General features: G+C 37.3%; 16 protein-coding genes and 6 tRNA genes. 20 read left to right on the top strand and 2 right to left on the bottom strand.

What is annotated here, in order from left to right; translation table 11 throughout:
• The first annotated feature begins 16 nt into the window (after window positions 1-16).
• The 8 genes from JOC73_RS13570 (at window position 17) to JOC73_RS13535 (ending at window position 3,278) form a co-directional block, all read left to right on the top strand.
• Window positions 17-92: transfer RNA gene (locus JOC73_RS13570), tRNA-Lys, on the top strand.
• Between the two features lie 7 nt (window positions 93-99).
• Window positions 100-188 (top strand) — tRNA-Ser (locus JOC73_RS13565).
• Window positions 189-212: 24 nt separating this feature from the next.
• Window positions 213-289 (top strand) — tRNA-Ile (locus tag JOC73_RS13560).
• Window positions 290-311: 22 nt separating this feature from the next.
• Window positions 312-386 (top strand) — tRNA-Glu (locus JOC73_RS13555).
• 10 nt (window positions 387-396) lie between these two features.
• Window positions 397-472 (top strand) — tRNA-Val (locus tag JOC73_RS13550).
• 12 nt (window positions 473-484) lie between these two features.
• Window positions 485-561, top strand: a tRNA-Asp gene (locus JOC73_RS13545).
• A gap of 204 nt (window positions 562-765) precedes the next feature.
• Entirely contained in the window at window positions 766-2,184 is a 1,419-nt protein-coding gene (locus JOC73_RS13540; RefSeq protein WP_243427985.1) for an aspartate aminotransferase family protein, read from the top strand.
• Between the two features lie 2 nt (window positions 2,185-2,186).
• A complete protein-coding gene (locus JOC73_RS13535; RefSeq protein WP_204404154.1) occupies window positions 2,187-3,278 on the top strand; it encodes a shikimate dehydrogenase in 1,092 nt (363 codons plus the stop codon).
• A gap of 350 nt (window positions 3,279-3,628) precedes the next feature.
• Here JOC73_RS13535 and JOC73_RS13530 read toward each other — a convergent pair whose 3' ends face one another.
• Together JOC73_RS13530 and JOC73_RS13525 are read right to left on the bottom strand one after the other, a co-directional pair.
• Window positions 3,629-4,468, bottom strand: a complete 840-nt coding sequence (locus JOC73_RS13530) for a class I SAM-dependent methyltransferase (RefSeq protein ID WP_204404152.1) — start codon at window positions 4,466-4,468, stop codon at window positions 3,629-3,631.
• A 743-nt stretch (window positions 4,469-5,211) separates the two neighbouring features.
• Entirely contained in the window at window positions 5,212-5,928 is a 717-nt protein-coding gene (locus tag JOC73_RS13525; protein ID WP_204404150.1) for a BON domain-containing protein, read from the bottom strand.
• A 473-nt stretch (window positions 5,929-6,401) separates the two neighbouring features.
• On the opposite strand from JOC73_RS13525, the gene cdaA reads away from it, so the two are divergent.
• The 12 genes from cdaA (at window position 6,402) to glmM (ending at window position 18,617) form a co-directional block, all read left to right on the top strand.
• Window positions 6,402-7,232 (top strand): diadenylate cyclase CdaA, encoded by an 831-nt coding sequence (gene cdaA / locus JOC73_RS13520; RefSeq protein WP_204404148.1) that lies wholly within the window; start codon window positions 6,402-6,404, stop codon window positions 7,230-7,232.
• Window positions 7,222-8,466, top strand: coding sequence for a CdaR family protein (locus JOC73_RS13515; RefSeq protein ID WP_204404146.1), 1,245 nt, complete (start codon window positions 7,222-7,224; stop codon window positions 8,464-8,466). The genes cdaA and JOC73_RS13515 overlap by 11 nt, the downstream gene beginning before the upstream one ends.
• A gap of 26 nt (window positions 8,467-8,492) precedes the next feature.
• Window positions 8,493-10,220, top strand: a complete 1,728-nt coding sequence (locus tag JOC73_RS13510) for a sigma-54 interaction domain-containing protein (protein WP_204404144.1) — start codon at window positions 8,493-8,495, stop codon at window positions 10,218-10,220.
• A 317-nt stretch (window positions 10,221-10,537) separates the two neighbouring features.
• Window positions 10,538-11,626 (top strand): butyrate kinase, encoded by a 1,089-nt coding sequence (buk, locus tag JOC73_RS13505; protein ID WP_204404142.1) that lies wholly within the window; start codon window positions 10,538-10,540, stop codon window positions 11,624-11,626.
• Window positions 11,619-12,530, top strand: coding sequence for a phosphate butyryltransferase (gene ptb / locus JOC73_RS13500; RefSeq protein WP_204404140.1), 912 nt, complete (start codon window positions 11,619-11,621; stop codon window positions 12,528-12,530). The genes buk (JOC73_RS13505) and ptb overlap by 8 nt, the downstream gene beginning before the upstream one ends.
• Before the next feature lie 31 nt (window positions 12,531-12,561).
• On the top strand, window positions 12,562-13,638 hold the full coding sequence (gene buk / locus JOC73_RS13495; RefSeq protein ID WP_204404138.1) for a butyrate kinase: 1,077 nt from the start codon (window positions 12,562-12,564) through the stop codon (window positions 13,636-13,638).
• 10 nt (window positions 13,639-13,648) lie between these two features.
• Window positions 13,649-14,320, top strand: coding sequence for an ATP-binding protein (locus JOC73_RS13490; RefSeq protein ID WP_204404156.1), 672 nt, complete (start codon window positions 13,649-13,651; stop codon window positions 14,318-14,320).
• Between the two features lie 74 nt (window positions 14,321-14,394).
• Window positions 14,395-14,628: a 4Fe-4S dicluster domain-containing protein gene (locus tag JOC73_RS13485; RefSeq protein WP_204404137.1), complete on the top strand. Its 234-nt coding sequence runs from the start codon at window positions 14,395-14,397 to the stop codon at window positions 14,626-14,628.
• Window positions 14,629-14,652: 24 nt separating this feature from the next.
• Complete coding sequence (locus JOC73_RS13480) at window positions 14,653-15,714, top strand: 3-methyl-2-oxobutanoate dehydrogenase subunit VorB (protein ID WP_204404135.1); 1,062 nt, start codon at window positions 14,653-14,655, stop codon at window positions 15,712-15,714.
• Entirely contained in the window at window positions 15,714-16,460 is a 747-nt protein-coding gene (locus tag JOC73_RS13475; RefSeq protein WP_204404133.1) for a thiamine pyrophosphate-dependent enzyme, read from the top strand. The genes JOC73_RS13480 and JOC73_RS13475 overlap by 1 nt, the downstream gene beginning before the upstream one ends.
• Window position 16,461: 1 nt before the next feature.
• Window positions 16,462-17,001, top strand: a complete 540-nt coding sequence (locus JOC73_RS13470) for a 2-oxoacid:acceptor oxidoreductase family protein (RefSeq protein WP_204404131.1) — start codon at window positions 16,462-16,464, stop codon at window positions 16,999-17,001.
• A 263-nt stretch (window positions 17,002-17,264) separates the two neighbouring features.
• The gene (gene glmM / locus JOC73_RS13465; RefSeq protein ID WP_204404129.1) at window positions 17,265-18,617 is read left to right on the top strand and encodes a phosphoglucosamine mutase; all 1,353 of its coding nucleotides are present in this window, start codon (window positions 17,265-17,267) and stop codon (window positions 18,615-18,617) included.
• Window positions 18,618-18,836: the final 219 nt, after the last annotated feature.

The raw sequence follows: 18,836 nt of genomic DNA, 5'->3' as shown, positions 1-18,836 counted from the left end.
GCTATCCCAGCCAATTGACCCATTAGCTCAGTCGGTAGAGCACCTGACTTTTAATCAGGGTGTCCCGCGTTCGAGTCGCGGATGGGTCACCATTTCAAAGGAGAGGTGTCCGAGTGGTTTAAGGAGCTGGTCTTGAAAACCAGTGACTCCGAAAGGGGCCGTGGGTTCGAATCCCACCCTCTCCGCCATTAACAACTTTTTTTCATGGATAGGGGCTTATAGCTCAGCTGGTTAGAGCGCACGCCTGATAAGCGTGAGGTCGGTGGTTCGAGTCCACTTAAGCCCACCATTTAAAATACACTTAAAAATTTGGCCCCTTGGTCAAGCGGTTAAGACACCGCCCTTTCACGGCGGTAACAGGGGTTCGATTCCCCTAGGGGTCACCATTTTTGAAATGGGCGCATAGCTCAGCTGGGAGAGCACCTGCCTTACAAGCAGGGGGTCACAGGTTCGATCCCTGTTGTGCCCACCATTTAAAATACGCGGCCTGGTAGTTCAGTTGGTTAGAATGCCAGCCTGTCACGCTGGAGGTCGAGGGTTCGAGTCCCTTCCAGGTCGCCAAAAAATTATATAAAAAAACCTAAGAGATTATCTCTTAGGTTTTTTTATATTTTTTTGCAAGTGTCATGAGAAAGAATTAATCCAAGCTATTGAGAATATATTTCTCTTTTACTAGGACAAATTAATAGTATTATTTCAAAATAGAATAAACACGACAAAATTGGTAAAAATCCATATAACAATAACAATTAGGGAGTTGATTATATGGGGGAAACGATGAAGGGGACAAAGAGATTATTGACAGTTGAGGACGCCATTAACATGGCTGAAGTAGAGGTGGAGAAACTATACAAAGAGTGTGTCAATCCACAATTTTTAGTACTTTTAAAGTTGTTAGGTCTTAATAAAAGATTTATTAAAGCTAAAGGTACAAAGTTATGGGATGACCAAAACAATGAGTATATTGATTTCCTAGGAGCCTATGGAGCATTAAATGTAGGGCATAATCATGAGGAAGTAATAGCAGCTTTACAGCAGGTTTCGAAGTATCCAAATCTATTACAAACAGCAGTAAATCCTTTGGCTTCTGTATTAGCTCAAAATTTAGCAGAGATAACTCCTGGAGACTTAAAATATACTTTCTTTTGCAATAGTGGAGCTGAAGCTGTAGAGGGGGCTTTAAAATTAGCTAAAATTGCCACAGGAAAGTCAAGAATTATTTACTGCAGAGGCTCTTTTCATGGAAAATCAATGGGAGCGCTTTCAATTACAGGAAGAGAAAAGTATAAAAAATATTTTGGACCGTTAGTACCAATGGCAACGGAAGTAACTTTTGGAGATACTCATAACTTAGAAGCCACTTTTAAACAATTTGATGATATAGCGGCATTTATAATGGAGCCTATACAGGGGGAAGCTGGTATAGTGACACCTCCAGTTGGATATTTAAAAAAGGTAAAGGAACTCTGTCAAAAATATCAGATATTACTTATTGCAGATGAAGTTCAAACAGGCTTTGGAAGAACTGGTAAGTGGTTTGCGTGTCAAGAGGAGGGGATTGCCCCTGATATCTTATGTATGGCCAAATCCCTTGGGGGAGGAATTATGCCTATAGGTGCCTACATAGCAAATGAAGACACATGGAAACGGGGCTACGGTAGTATTGATAAATGTTTACTTCATACATCTACATTTGGTGGAAATACTTGGGCCTGCACTGCTGGAATTACAACCATTAATATTATTGAGGAAGCTGAGTTGCATGAGGCAGCCAAGGAAAAAGGCGATTATTTTATAAAGAAACTTCAGGGACTAAAAGAAAAATACCCTCTATTAAGGGATGTGAGAGGTAGAGGATTAATGATTGGAATAGAGTTTGGAGATTTAAATTATGCATTACTAAACAAAATAGTTTCCAATTCACAAAAGGATATGATAGATGAGTATACGGGAGGGATGATTGCTTCACAATTGGCTAATGATTATCAAATAATTACAGCTTATACATTAAATAATCCAAATGTAATTAGAATAGAGCCACCATTGACTATTTCATATGAGGAAATAGATTATTTCATAAACTCGCTACAGGAAATTCTAAAAAAGAATAACAGGATAGGGGGAATGGCCTTTAAAACACTAAAAAATCTATTCCACTCATATAAAGAATCAAAGGAGGCATAAAAATGGAGAAGTTTGCATTTTTGATCCATCCAATACAGATTGACGATGTGTATCGAAAATATAAGTTCCTAAAGTATTTACCAGAAGGTTGGGTGGAAAAGCTAATTGAGTTTATTCCTCCATCAATGGTATCCCACATTACGAATATACATGGATATCATTCTCAAGGTGAAGGTTGGTTTATAGGTGTTCCCCTAACATCAAAACAAATGATGACCCTACCAGAAGAGAAAGTAATGAAGAAAATAGTGGAGGCTGGTAAAATTGCAGAGGAATTGGGGGCTGGAATAGTTGGTTTGGGAGCCTTTACATCAGTAGTTGGTGATGCAGGAATAACTGTAGCAAAAAAATTAAATATCCCGGTGACCACTGGAAATACCTATACAGTAGCTGCGGCATTTGATGCAACAAAAGAAGCCTGTAGGCTTTTGGGGAAAGAGTTTGCTGATTGTGAAGTTGCAGTGGTTGGAGCCAACGGTTCTATAGGGAGGATTTGTGCAGAATTAGCCAGTAGAGAGGTAAGCAGATTAAGATTAGTAGGAAGGGATAGAAAAAAATTAGAGCAGTTAAAAGAGGCGTTAATGGGAGACTACCCTAACAAGATCATCGAGACGACCACAAGTATAGAACTAGGTATTTCTTCGGCTGATGTTGTTGTAACAGTCACCAGTAGCATTGACGATGTAATTAAAGCGGAGTATATAAAAACAGGTGCAGTTGTTTGCGATGTTGCCCGTCCAAGAGATGTGTCTAAAGCAGTTCAAGAAAAGCGTAAGGATGTGCTAGTAATAGAGGGTGGGGTTATAGAAGTCCCAAAGGGTGTCAAATTCAACTTTAATTTTGGTTTTCCAGATGGACTCTCCTATGCCTGTATGGCAGAGACGATGATCCTGTCATTAGAGAAAAAATATGAAAATTTTAGTCTTGGTAGAGAAATTGATATCAATAAAGTAGATGAAATAAAGAGGTTGGCAGATAAACATGGGTTTAGATTAGCTGGACTCAGGAGTTTTGAAAGAGTGATTGATGATACCCATATACAAGGGGTATTAGATGCTATCGAAAGATCTATTAAGTTAGAAAATCTAAGTTAATAGTATTGATTACGAATATAATTTTAATCTAATAACAACCCGTAAATATAGTTTTTATGGTTTGAGGATGTAGTAGTTGGACAACGCTTAGGACTGAGTATGTAAATATTAGAATGAATAAGTCGGTGAAACCTGGGACTGTTGATAAAGCTGATAAACAATAGAATGGAGCCTGTTAAAAGGTTGAGATTAGTGTATAAGAAGAGCCAGCGACTGAAGCGTATATACAGAAATACGTAAAGATGCTGGCTTTTATAGTGACGAAGAGAATAAGGATTTATTAATAGCTAATAAACTTGCTATTGTCACATTTTAAAATGTTATATGCATGTTTACTATATAGTTTATTTTTACTTATATCCAAAACTAATTAGAACCTTTGCGTCGAATCGTATACCTTGGGCATCCTTATGTTCATTAATCACATTAAATGCAGTTTCTTTAAATTTATTCAGAGCATCTGGTCCAATGGTATCGATGTGTTCAAAGAATCCACGGGTAGCATTTGTCCATTGCTCCTGCCACCATTCCTCTTCATTATTATAGTAAAAGGTTTTTTCTTCTACGATTATATCAATATTTCTGAATCCAGCATTCTTCAAAATCCTTTCGATTCCTTCAATGGAGCCAAAATCAGGTCTACTAGAAACATTTACAGATTTCTTTTGTTGAATTTCAGGAAATGCTTTAGAGTAAGCTTTATCTAAAACACCCCTTTGTTCCCTTTGCTTCCATGTACTTAATCCTAATTTGCCTCCATCTTTTAATACTCTATACATCTCTTCTACAGATGATATTGGGTTTGAAAAGAAAGTAATTGCTAATCCACATAAAACATTATCAAAATAATTGTCAGGGAAATCTAATAGCTCTGCATCCATTTGTATAAGTTTAGCATTACATAAGTTTTGTTTATGAATCTGTAACTGTGTTTCATTAATCATTTCTTGTGAAAAATCAATTCCTATGATATGTCCCTTTTCTCCGACACTATGACTAGCTGGGAACAAGGATGCTCCTTTACCGCAGGCTACATCAAGTAAAGTTGATTCCTCCTTGATTGTCGCATACTCCACCAGTTTTTGACCAAAATAAGTAAAATAGTTAGGACCAATACTATCGTAATTGGCTGCTACCCGATTAAAGATTCCCTCTAATCGTTCATTTCTTTTTACCTTTTCCGAATGCATGAAATCACTCCTCCCAAAAAATTAAAAGAAGCCTACCATTTCAACTGAATGGTGGGCTTTTTTATAAAAAACAAAAACAATATACCGCTTTGGTATATCTATCTTCTAGAGACAACTAATTGCCTATAAGTATTATATCATATATTTCCATTATTTCCTACGTATTTTTTTGAAAATTTATTAGTTATTGAATTTAAAATATGGTTAGGAGGGATAAAGCGATAGATTGTAACATGGGATAACAACCCCATTAAATATGGACTGAAAAAATAAATCAATATAGATGTTAGGCTATAGTGAATATAGAACAGATTAGTACGCTGAAGAAAGGAACAGAAAAAAGAAGTATGAATAATATATACAAAGAATACAACTGGGAGGGAGCGTGACGAAATGGCTATTGAAAAATCTCAGCAGACAAATTTATTATTTTTTTTTCTGATCCTAGCAATTTTATTAATGCAGAGCAACTTATTCAGTAAGGATGACTCTAGTCTTTTATTTTTCTATTTGATTCTAGTAGTCTTATTTATAAAATTTTATAGTTGATGTGCATGAAAACAATACTTAAGTGAGAAAATTGCAAAATATATTAAATATAGATCTACAATAATTATGGGATTCCCAAAGTATATTTATATAAGAAGGAAATTTATTATATAGATTTATGCTCTTAATCTAAAAGCCCACTGAAATGCTTGATAAAACCAATCATTTCTCCATGGGCTTTTGGTTTTTTATTTTTACTTCCTTCTAATCTTAATGTGGTTTCTAACCTTTCTTACACCTTCAATACTCATGGCAATTTCAGTAGCTACTTCAACCTCTTCTTTACTATTGAGGTAACCAGACAGGGTTACTACTCCACCACTGACACTTCTTCCAATATCTTTAAAGCTTAAATCTGTATTACTTAGCTCCTGTACAATCTTATTACTAATACTAGTATCTGTATACTCACCAACAGTTCCTATGTTAATATTACTCACTACGTCCTTTACACCTCGAGCATTAGACGCGATTCTCATGGCTTGGTTTGAGTCTTTAAGATTAGATAAAGTACCCATTAAATTAACTACCCCATCAGTTACCTTCACACCTACACCAGCAATTGAATTATTGGGCTGTTCTCTTAACTTATCAATTACATCTTTCTCAATGTGCTTGTCAGTGATATTACTATCCATTGCCACTGTAATTTTATTTTCAATTCCTTTAACACCCTCAGTATGGATAGCAATTTCTTCAGCGTATTTCTTTTCTGAATATAAATCCACAATACCTGATAAATGGACATATCCATTTCGACTGAAGGCTTTAATATCCATTGCACTGGCCTGCATTTTTTCGTGAAGCTTCTCATGAATGTTTGCTGTTATTTCATCATCTGGTGCAGGATTAATTTGGTTTCTATAGGATTCTATTTGATTACGATAATCGGTTTTCTTATTATGGGCCATAGTTAGTCTCCTTTCAAAAGAATCTATCATTAGTTTTTCTCAAATTACGATAAATATGTTTTGGTTAGGAAATAAATATATGGGATAGATATTCTATAGAGGCATTTTATGCCTAATTATAATTAAAAATTATTTAAACTCTTTGCATTTTAGTAATGAAAGAAATGTAGTACAATATATATATACATATTCGTAGCTTTGTTGAAATATAGGGTGTATTGCCTATAAAAAATTATTAAAATTAAAAGGATTTTTTATTTTACATATGGAAATATAATTTTAAGGGGAGTATACCGATATGTTGTAAAAAAGAAAAATAAATATATTAGATGAAGTAATATACATGATTAAAACATGATAAATTATAATGGTGTTTTAAACTTAATAATATGTTAGATGAATAGTTTTTATTTTATTTAAAAGTAAAACTTTGTATATATATATGTCAATTACAGGAATAGAGGTGTTTAATAATGGATCAACTGTTGGATCTTTTTAGGAATATAGGAATAAAAGATATGGCGGACATGGCAATTGTGGCTTTTGTCTTTTATAAACTATATATGTTAATTCATGAAACACGGGCTGAACAGCTTATCAAAGGCATATTGGTACTGCTAATCGCTACACAGGTGAGCGAATGGTTACAGCTCCATGTAATCAATTGGATTCTACGAAATACAATGACGGTGGGTTTAATTGCCCTCTTGATCGTGTTTCAACCAGAACTTCGGAGGGCCCTTGAATATATCGGACGAACAAAGTTTTTAACAAAATCAATCGTTGATATTCAAGATGAAGAAGCTCAAATGACAGCAGACGAAATCACTGAAGCTGTAGCTTCCCTTTCGCGACAGAAGATTGGTGCCCTGATGGTACTTGAAAGGGAAACAGGGTTAAATGAAGTGGTGGAAACAGGCACTGTAATTAATGGCAAAATATCTAGAGGACTTTTAATTAATATTTTTATACCAAACACCCCACTACATGATGGAGCAGCTGTGATTAGAAAATCAGAAATTTTGGCAGCAGGATGTTTGTTACCTTTGACAGATAGTCAAAATATCAGCAAAGAGTTAGGAACTAGGCATAGGGCGGCCATTGGAATAACTGAGAGGTCAGATGCCATTGTTGTGGTAGTTTCAGAAGAAACAGGTGCCATCTCTATGGCTGAGAATGGCAAATTGAATAGATTCCTAGATATTGAATCTTTGCGACAGTTGCTTAAGGAAGCTTTTAAGACGGATGAACATAGACAATGGCAATTCTTGAAGTTGAAATGGAGGCAGAAGGATGATGAATAATTTTTTTAAGAGAAATTTAACAGCTAAAATTATTTCTGTCTTCTTTGCGCTAATTATGTGGACTTATGTTATGAGTGATATAAACCCCAAAATGACGAGGGAAATCACGAATGTACCTGTTCAGCTCTTAAATATGGAAGAATTAAGACAACAAGGGCTAGTGATTGTTGGAGAAGTCAACGACCAAATACGGGTCACTGTTAAAGGTAGACGGGATGAAATCTATAAAATCAATAAAAATGACGTTAAAGCAACAGCAGACTTAAATGGATATAAAGCTGGTGTTAATAATATACCTGTTGATGTGGCGTCCCTTGGAAATATAGAAGTAGATTATTCCCCTAAATTTCTAAAGGTCGAATTAGAGGAAATAGTACGTAAGCAAAGGGAAGTTGATTTATTGATTTCAGGTAACCCTAAAGTAGGATACATATTAAATGAGCCTAGATACAAACCAAGTGTAGTATGGATTGAAGGTCCGGCAAGCTTTGTAAATGCAGTTGACCGTGTTGTGGCAAAATTGGAACTCAATAAGGGTGAGGTAGAAGAAATTGTGGCTAGTTTACCACTGAAGGCTTTAGATGATAAGGACGTGGAAGTAATGAATGTTGAAATAAAGCCTCCCTATATAGATGTATACTTGCCAGTAGACCGACTTCGAACTATTCGAATAGAACCTAAGATTGAGGCTAAGGCGGCAGAGGGGTATAGGATAACAGATATTTCTGTGTTACCAGAATCTATTGCTTTAAGAGGTCAAGAAGAGCTTATTAGTAGTCTTAGCTCTGTAGCTACTGAAGCCGTTAAACTAGATAATCTTACAGAAAATAAAACAATAGATGCATCTCTAGTTTTGCCAGAGGGAATTAAGCTTTTTAATGAAGAGGAAGTAAAGATTACTGTTGTTGTAGAGGCAATAGTGGAAAAAATACTGGATGTACCTACTGTTAATATTGAATTTACAGGAATTCAACAGGGTCTAGATGTGGATTATGATGCATTATTAGAAAAGATACAGGTAAAGCTAGTTGGGAAAGAAAGTGTCCTCCAACAGATTAATATTGAGGATATTAAAATGATGGTAGATCTTAAAAACTTGAATAGCGGAACCCATGATGTTATAGTTAATGCTAGTATATCTACTGTAGCAGGGGGGGGAATTGATGAAGTTACGACGACTCCCAAAAAAATAAGCGTTAAATTAATAGAGCCTATCCAAAGGAATAACGACTAATAGCAATGATTGATTGAGGTGGAAAAGTGAAAAAGGAATTGGACGTTATATTAAATAGCACCCATGATGCTATGATTGCTGTTGATATTGAGGGAAAAATAACACTATTTAATCGAGCTGCGGAAGTAATTACAGGTTTTAACGAAGAAGATGTTTTAGGCAAACCTATTGCTGAAGTAATTACTAGTACCCGGCTGCCTTATGTTCTTAATTCTGGGGAGCCAGAATTAAACCAAAAGCAACCGATGGGAAATACCGTCATCATCACCAGTAGATTACCGGTAAAGGATGAGGCTGGAAAGGTAATTGGGGCAGTTGCAGTATTTCGGGATATCAGTGAAATAATGGATCTAACAGATGAAATATATAAGTTAAAAGAGTTCCATAGTTTGTTGGAGGCTATTTTCAATTCTACTCAGGATGCCATTACAGTGTGTGATGAGAAAGGAATACATGTATTGGTTAATCCTGCCTATAGTCGATTGACGGGGCTAGCTCGTCAGGAGATCATTGGAAAACCAGCAACCGCGGATATTGCCCGAGGGGAGAGTATTCATATGCAGGTTATCAGTACAAAAAAACCTGTAAAAAATGCCCGATTAAAGGTGGGCCCCCATGGTAAAGAGGTGGTGGCGGATGCAGCCCCTATTATTGTAGACGGACATCTTCGTGGTAGTGTTGGGGTATTACACGATTTGACGGAGATTAAAAAATTAAACAATGAATTGATGAAGGCAAAGCAAATTATTCGGAAGCTAGAGGCTAGATACACCTTTGATGATATTATTGCAAAGGATGAAGGTATGCTGACGGCCATCGAGAAAGCGAAGGAGGCATCCTTGACTCCTGTCACGGTATTGTTAAGGGGTGAGAGTGGGACGGGAAAAGAGTTATTCGCCCATGCCATCCACAATATGTCCAACCGTAAATACAATCAGTTTGTTAGAGTGAACTGTGCTGCGATTAGCCAGAGTCTATTGGAAAGTGAACTTTTCGGTTACGAAGAGGGGGCTTTCACAGGTGCTCGAAAGGGTGGAAAAATAGGCTTTTTTGAGGAGGCCCATGGAGGAACCATTTTTTTAGACGAAATTGGAGAGATTCCCATAAGTACTCAAGCGAAACTCTTGAGGGTATTACAGGAAAAAGAAGTGATCCGGGTGGGAGGAACAAACCCAATTAATATTGATGTTCGGGTAATTGCTGCTACAAATCTACCCTTAGAAAAGGCAATTGAAGAAGGGGAATTTAGAGAGGATTTATACTACCGTTTAAATGTTTTCCCTATATTTATCCCGCCCCTTAGAGAGCGTAAAAAGGATATCTATCCTTTGATTATTCATCTTATAAAAAAGTTTAATGAGGAATATGGTAGAAATGGAGAAGATATTTCTCCAGAGGCTATGGAGAAACTGTTGGACTACGACTGGCCAGGAAATGTAAGGGAGCTTCAAAACTATATTGGCAGGGCCATTATCAATCTAAGATACCACGAAAAATATATTACTGTTGATCGCCTACCAATGTTTTTTGATAATGACAAGATTTTGATGAAGGATAGAAAGCAAAAGACTGTGATACAACTGCAGGAGGGTAATGATAAGTCTCTAAGGGCAATCGTTGAGGAAATTGAAAGGGATACCATTGTAGCTAGTCTTAAAAAAAATAATGGGAATCGTACTCTGACGGCTAAGGCGTTGGATGTATCCTTACGAAATCTCTATTATAAAATCGAAAAATATAACATCGAGTTATAATGAAAGAAATTGCACGATACTATGCAATTTTTTTCATGCAAATTATTGCGTAGTACTATAATTTCATATATATTAACTGGATCTAAAATTATTAATAAAGCTTGAACCCATTGAAAAGACCGATAAAAAAAATAGAAGAAGAAAATTATGGGGTTTGGCATAGCCTTTGCATATTATAGAGGGTGATGTTAATTTTAGTATTAAACCTTTAAAAATATAGTAAACTATAGAGGTGTTTACTGATATGTTAGACTCCATTAGACAGTATATTATGTAAGTATAAATAAATCCCCTAATAAATGAGAAGAGGTGTAGGAATGAGAGAATACATATTAACGATTAACCCAGGATCTACTTCCACCAAGGTGGCCATCTTTAAAGGAGATGAAAACGTTTTACAAAAAGACCTTAGTCATTCTCCAGAAGAGTTAGACAAGTTCACCAAAATGGCTGATCAGTTCGACCTAAGAAAAGACATCATTCTTAATTGGATGAAGGAAAATAACTTTTCTATCGAGAGCTTAATTGCTGTTGTTGGAAGAGGTGGTCTATTAAGACCAATGCCTGGTGGAACCTACAAGGTAACTGAACCGATGATGAAGGATTTAAGAGTTGGTTATCAAGGAGAGCACGCTTCAAATCTAGGAGGCCTAATTTCTAGAGCAATTGCCGATTTAGCAGGAGTGGAGGCCTATATCGTTGACCCTGTTGCAGTTGATGAGTTTACAGATATTGCAAGAATCTCAGGAATACCAGAAATTCAAAGAAGATCACTAGGACATGCTTTGAATATTAAGGCTTGTGGACATAGAGCCGCTGCTAGTCTAGGAAAGAAATTTAACGAAGTAAACTTAGTGGTTGCTCATCTAGGCGGGGGAATTACTGTAGCGCCAGTTCAAAAAGGCAGATTATTAGACTACAACAATGCCAATGAAATGGGACCTTTTTCTCCAGAAAGAACTGGCGGACTTCCAGTTGGAGACGTAGCAAAGCTTTGCTTCTCTGGTCAATATGATGCTAATTCATTTAAAAAGAAGCTTAGAGGAAAAGGTGGTCTTACAGCTTATCTAGGAACAAACGACGCTAGAGACGTAGTAAAGATGATCGAAGCCGGAGATGAAAAAGCTAAGCTAGTATTTGATGCATTAGGATACCAAATTGCTAAAGAAATTGGTGCTATGGCTACAGTATTACAAGGAAAAATCGATGCCATCGTATTAACTGGTGGTTTATCTTATTCAAATATGTTAACTGACTACATTAAAGATATGATTGGATTCATCGCTCCTGTAATCATTTATCCAGGAGAATTTGAAATGAAGGCTTTAAATGAAGGAGCCTTAAGGGTAATTAATGGCGAAGAAACAGCTAAAATATATGAGAACGAGGTGGCTATTAATGATTAAGAACTTTCAAGAAGTAATGGAAATCGCAAGGGAAAGAGGACCAAAGGTAATCTCTGTTGCCTGTGCTCAAGACCCAGAAGTATTAATGGCAGTAAACTCAGCTAAGCAACAGGGAATCGCTGATGCAATCTTAGTAGGAGATCAAGAAAAGATTACTTCAATTGCAAAAGAACAAAATATTGATTTAGGGCAATTCGAAATCATTGATATCAAAGACTTAGCAGAGGCATCTTTAAAGGCTGTAGAGTTAGTATCAACTGGTAAAGCCCACATGGTAATGAAGGGATTAGTAGATACTTCCATCATCCTAAAGGCAGTACTAAATGCTGAAGTAGGTCTAAGAACTGGTAACGTATTAAGCCACGTGTCAGTATTTGACGTACCTGGTTATGATAGACTTTTCTTAGTGACTGATGCTGCAATGAACATTGCACCAGACCTACCAACAAAGAAGCAAATCATTGAAAATGCAGTACAAGTTGCTCAAGCTTTAGATATTGATGAGCCAAAGGTTGGGGTTATCTGTGCTAAAGAAAAGGCAAACCCAAAGATGCCAGATACAATGGATGCTCAAGCATTAGAAGAAATGAACAAAAATGGCGAAATTAAAGGTTGCTTAGTAGGTGGACCTTTCGCGTTAGACAATGCAATCTCAGTAGAGGCTGCAAAGCATAAGGGAATTGACCATCCAGTAGCAGGTCATGCAGATATCTTAATGTGTGGAGATATCGAAGCTGGAAATGTTTTATATAAATCAATGGTATTCTTTGCTCAAGCGAAAAATGCTGGTGTAATCGTAGGGGCTAAAGCTCCGATTATCTTAACTTCTAGAGCAGATAGTGAAGAAGCAAAATTATACTCCATCGCAATGGGTGTATTAAGTGCAGCAAAATTATTTAGCTAATAAGCAGATTATATAGAGAGGTGGAAGAAAGTTGAGCGAAATTTATCGTATTTTAACAATTAACCCTGGTTCTACATCTACAAAGATTGCAATTTTTGATAACGAGAAGCCAGTATTTGAGGAGGTTCTTAGACACTCCACAGAAGAAATCGAGAAGTATGAGACAATATTTGATCAATATGAGTTTAGAAAAGGTGTTATCTTAGAAACATTAAACGAAAAAGGAATCAATTTAACTAAGTTAGCGGCTGTTGTAGGTCGTGGTGGATTATTAAAGCCAATTGCTGGTGGTACCTACAAAGTAGATGAAAACATGCTGAAGGATCTAAAGGTTGGGGTATTAGGAGCCCATGCTTCAAATTTAGGAGGAGTAATTGCCTATGAAATCGCTGGACAATTAAACATTCCATCCTTCATCGTTGACCCAGTAGTTGTTGACGAAATGCATGATGTTGCTAGAATTTCAGGGATGCCTGAGATTGAGAGAAAGAGTATTTTCCATGCTCTAAATCAAAAAGCTGTTGCTAGAAGAGCTGCTAAAGAAGCAGGTAAGAAATATGAAGATATGAATTATATCGTAGCTCACCTTGGGGGAGGAATCTCTGTTGGAGCCCACCAAAAGGGTAGAGTAATCGACGTAAACAATGCATTAGATGGAGAAGGTCCTTTCTCTCCAGAAAGAGCTGGAGGCCTACCAGTGGGAGACTTAGCTAAGCTTTGTTTTTCAGGGAAATATACCCATGCTGAAATTAAGAAAAAAATCACTGGTGCTGGTGGACTAGTTGCTTACCTAGGTACAAATGATGGTAGAGATGTTAAGAAGATGATGGATGCTGGTGATGAAAAGGCTGAAATCGTTTATAAGGCGATGGCTTATCAAGTCGCTAAGGAAATTGGTTCTTGTGCAGCTGTATTAAAGGGTCAAATCGATGCTATCATCTTAACTGGTGGTATCGCTTATGATAAAATGTTCACCCAGTGGATTATAGATAGCGTAGCCTTCTTAGGGGAAGTGATTATTCATCCAGGAGAAGACGAAATGATTGCTTTAGCAGAAGGTGGCTTAAGGGTATTACGGGGTGAAGAGGAAGCGAAATCATACAAATAAGGTGATGCTAATGCTAAATGACAACAGAATTAGAATGATCATAGGACACTATGGTAGTGGAAAGACTGAGTTTGCCGTAAATTATGCCATTAATTTAGCTAAAGAAGTCAAAAATGTCTCCATAGCAGACTTAGACGTGGTAAATCCCTATTTCCGAAGCAGAGAGAAGCAAGAAATGTTACTACCCTTTGGCGTAAAAGTTCTTTCTAGTTATGTAACGGGTTCGGGATCTGACCTGCCAGCTGTATCAGCAGATGTATTAGCCCCTTTACAGGACCCAGAAAGTAATATTATACTAGATGTTGGTGGAGATTCAATGGGGGCTAGGACATTAGGAAGATACAAGGAATATTTTCTTCCTGGAGCCTATGATATGTTCATGGTGGTAAATGCCAACAGGCCAGAAACCCAAGATGTTGAAGGCGTACTTCATCACATTGATACCATTGAAAGGTCTGCTAGAGCAAAGGTGACAGGTATCGTCAATAATACCCATCTACTGAGATATACAACAGTGGAGGAGGTATTAAAGGGACAAGAACTATGTAAAAAAGTTTCTGAAGCATTAAACATTCCTATCAAATACATTGGCGTGCTGGAGTCCCTAGTGGATCAGTTACCAAAGGATTTGGAGGGAACAGTCCTACCGATTAAGATGATTATGAGGGAAGATTGGATGTAGTTGTTTTTTTAGCCGGAGGTTACGACTGATGATGGCTATAAATATAAACCTAAATTTCTAAGGAGGGTTGTAAAATGGCTAAAAGAAGAGGTATTGTTAAGTTTACAGAAAATAGATGTAAAGGATGTGCACTTTGTACAACAGTTTGCCCTGTTGACATTGTTGTAATGAATAAGAAAAAGATCAACGTTAAGGGATATCATCCTGCGACTGTTGATGAAATGGAAAAATGTATTGCCTGTACAAACTGTGCAACAATTTGTCCTGATGCAGTAATCGAAGTCGAAACAATAGATCAAGAAAAATAGATAATTTTGTAAGGAGGGAAAACGATGGCTAAAGTATTAATGAAGGGTAATGAAGCTATTGCAGCAGCAGCTATGAAGGCTGGATGTAAATATTTCTTCGGATACCCAATTACACCACAAAATGAATTACCAGAGTTTATGTCTAGAGAATTACCGAAAATCGGTGGAGTATTTGTTCAAGCTGAATCAGAAGTAGCTGCTATCAACATGATTTACGGAGCTGCAGGTACAGGTGCAAGAGTTATGACATCTTCTTCTTCACCAGGTATGGCTTTAAAGCAAGAGGGAATCTCTTATTGTGCAGGAGCTGAGTTGCCATGTGTAATCGTAAACATCAGTAGAGGAGGTCCAGGACTAGGCGGTATTCAGCCTTCTCAAGCGGACTATTTTATGACTACTAGAGGTGGAGGAAACGGGGACTACAGACATCCTGTTTATGCACCAGCTACATTACAAGAAGCTGTTGATTTAACAATGGAGGCATTCGACGTTGCTGACTACTACAGAACTCCTGTTATCGTAATGGGGGATGGTATGATCGGACAAATGATGGAGCCAGTTGAGTTCAAGGAAACTTCAAATAGAGAACTTCCTGCTAAAGATTGGGCAACAACTGGAACAGAAGGAAAGCGTCAACCAAATATCATCAACTCTTTAGCTTTAGACCCAGCTGAGTTAGAAAAGCATTGTCACAAGCTAGATGCTAGATATAAAGAAATCGAAGAAAAAGAGGTAAGACATGAAATGTACAAGATGGAAGGCGCTGAGATTGTATTAGTAGCCTACGGTACAACTTCAAGAATCGTTAAGAATGCTATTGATGCTCTTCAAAAGGAAGGTATCAAGGCTGGTCTAATCAGACCAATTACTTTATGGCCATTCCCAGAAAAAGCATTTGATGCTATTCCTGAGACAGCAAAGGTTATTTTAACAGTAGAAATGAGTACTGGACAAATGATCGATGATGTTAAAATTGCTAACAAAGGTAGATTACCAATCGAGTTTTACGGAAGAACTGGTGGTATGATCCCAACTCCAGAAGCAATTATGGAACAGGTTAAGGAAATTTTAGGGGGTGTGAAGTAATGTCTACAGTATTTAGTAAAACTGAAGGTTTAACCGACAAACAATTCCACTACTGTCCAGGATGTACCCATGGTATTATTCATAGACTTGTAGGTGAAGTATTAGTAGAGCTTGGCGTGTTAGGTAAGGCAATCGGGGTTGCACCAGTAGGATGTTCTGTATTAGCTTACGATTACTTCAACTGTGATATGCACGAAGCTGCCCACGGTAGAGCACCAGCAGTAGCAACAGGTATCAAGAGAGTATTACCAGACAACGTAGTATTCACATACCAAGGAGACGGAGACTTAGCTTCCATCGGTACTGCTGAAATCATCCATGCTGCCCACAGAGGTGAAAAGTTCACGACAATCTTCGTAAACAATGCAATCTACGGAATGACTGGTGGACAAATGGCTCCAACTACATTAATCGGACAAAAAGCGACAACTGCACCTTTTGGAAGAGATGCAGCCACAACTGGTATGCCATTAAGAATGTCAGAAATGCTTTCAACAATTGATGGAGCTGTATTCGTTGAAAGATGTACAGTTCATAACGTAGCAGGTATTAGAAAGACTAAGAAAGCCATCAAGAAGGCGTTTGAAGTGCAAATAGAGGGTAAAGGTTTTGGTATCGTTGAGATTCTTTCTACTTGCCCAACTAACTGGGGTATTACACCAGTTGAGTCATTAAAGTGGTTAGAGGAAAACATGATTCCTTACTATCCATTAGGAAACTTCCGTACGCCAGAGGAGGGGAAATAATATGACAGAGAAAGTTATTATGGCCGGATTCGGTGGTCAAGGTGTTATGTCCATGGGACAATTACTAACTTATGCTGGAATGATTGAAAATAAGCAAGTTTCTTGGTTACCATCTTATGGTCCAGAAATGCGTGGAGGTACAGCTAACTGTGCAGTAATCGTTTCTGAAAGTCCAGTTGGTTCTCCAATCATTACAACAGATGCTACATCTGCTATCGTAATGAATCTTCCTTCTCTTGTTAAATTTGAAGAGAACTTAAAAGCTAATGGCAAGTTATTAATCAACAGTTCTCTTATTGAGCAAAAGACAAAGAGAGAAGATGTAGAAGCTTATTATATCCCAGCTAATGAAATTGCTAACGAGCTAGGAAACAACAAGGTTGCCAACATGGTTATGTTAGGAGCATTCCTAGAATTAACTAAGATTGTTAACGTTGAATCTGTTATCGAAGCTTTAAAAAAGGTATTTGGTCCTGCAAAGGAGCATCTAGTACCATTAAACAAGCAAGCTTTAGAGCGTGGAGCAGCTGCTGTAAAGTAATTCATATTCTATAATATAAAACTCCCATCTACTATAGGTGGGAGTTTTCCATTTGAAAAGGAAAAGTTTATTGACTTTGTGAGCTTTTTTAGGGAGAAGGGGAACAAAAATCTACTTTTTTACGTATATATATAGATAGTGTAAGGAATAATTATTAGTTTTCCAAGGTAATAATAAGTCAAAATCAATGAATTGAGTTTAATAATAAACTATGATAAAATAGGTTGGATAATCTATTTGAAATTTGAAGGGAGTATATATAGATGGGGAAATTATTTGGAACTGACGGTGTCAGGGGAATAGCGAATAAAGAGTTAACTCCAGAATTAGCCTACAAGCTTGGAAGAGTAGGGGCGTATGTATTATTAAAAGAAAAAGAAGGTCTAGACGCTAAAGTTGTGATAGGTAAAGATACAAGAAAATCTGGAGATTTACTAGAGACTGCCATGATTTCAGGATTTCTTTCAATGGGGATAAATGTCATTTCACTAGGAGTTGTACCAACTCCAGCCGTGGCATACCTTGTTAGAAATCTGAAGGCTGACTGTGGAGTTGTGATCTCAGCATCCCACAATCCATCAGAATACAATGGAATCAAATTCTTCAACCACAAGGGATATAAGCTACCGGATGAAATGGAAGCAGAAATTGAAGGATATATCTTAGGGGAAAAGGATGTCTCTCCACGACCAACTGGTGGAGATGTAGGAACCCTTACCCATTATGAAAATGCAGGAGATCAATATATTCAGTACTTAAAAACTTCTATAAATAGGGACTTTAAGGGTCTTAAAATAGCGATGGACACTGGGAATGGTGCTGCCTATCAAGTAGCTCCAAAACTCTTTAAGGAATTAGGAGCAGAGGTTGTGGTGGTAAATGACCAACCAGATGGATTAAATATTAATCTTAACTGTGGGTCTACTCACCCTGAAGTCGTGCAAAAGCTAGTGAAGGAAACTGGTGCCCACGTAGGTATTACCTTTGATGGAGACGCTGATAGAGCCATCGCTGTAAATGAAGAGTGTCAAATTGTTGATGGGGATCATATAATGGCTATATGTGGAGCTAAATTAAAGAAACATAATGCCCTGAAGAATGATACCATCTGTGCTACAGTAATGAGTAACATCGGTCTAGAAATCTGTATGAAGGATTTAGGCTGCAAAGTTGCTAAAACAAAAGTAGGGGATCGTTATGTATTGGAGGAAATGATTAAGAATGACTACTCCCTAGGTGGCGAGCAGTCAGGTCATATCATATTCCTTGACTATAACACCACTGGTGATGGATTGTTGACAGCTATTCAGTTGATTGATACCATTGCAGAGGAAGGAAAACCCTTTTCAGAGTTATCAAATATGATGACCTCCTATCCTCAAGTTCTTGTAAATGCTAAGGTAAAGAATGAGAACAAGGAAGCATACCTTAATGATGCTGACATCATGAAGGAAATCAATAATATTGAAGATCGTATGGCTGGTCAAGGAAGGGTATTAATCCGTCCATCAGGTACAGAGCCATTGGTAAGGGTAATGTTAGAGGGTAAAAATCAAGAGGAATTGAATATTTTGGCAACAAATTTAGCAAAAATGATTGAAGATCGTTTAAGTTAAGGATATAATAGAGTAATGGGGTTGGCGATGATGTTTTACTAACCCCATCTCAACTATTTGAAAGGAGGAATGCTAATGAGGAAAGCGACAACTAAATAAGTTATCAAGCGCCTGAGCTTAGATTATCTGAGGGATTAAGAACCTAATATCTAAGCTGACGAGGAACAGGGTTATAATCGAATGATCGGCGGGTGCCCTGCGGTGTATTCACCACCGAAA

Source organism: Alkaliphilus hydrothermalis, from assembly GCF_016908555.1.
GTDB classification, from domain to species: Bacteria; Bacillota; Clostridia; order Peptostreptococcales; family Natronincolaceae; genus Alkaliphilus; species Alkaliphilus hydrothermalis.
Note: the sequence above shows the minus strand (reverse complement) of the source record. Positions and strands in the feature narration are given on the sequence as shown.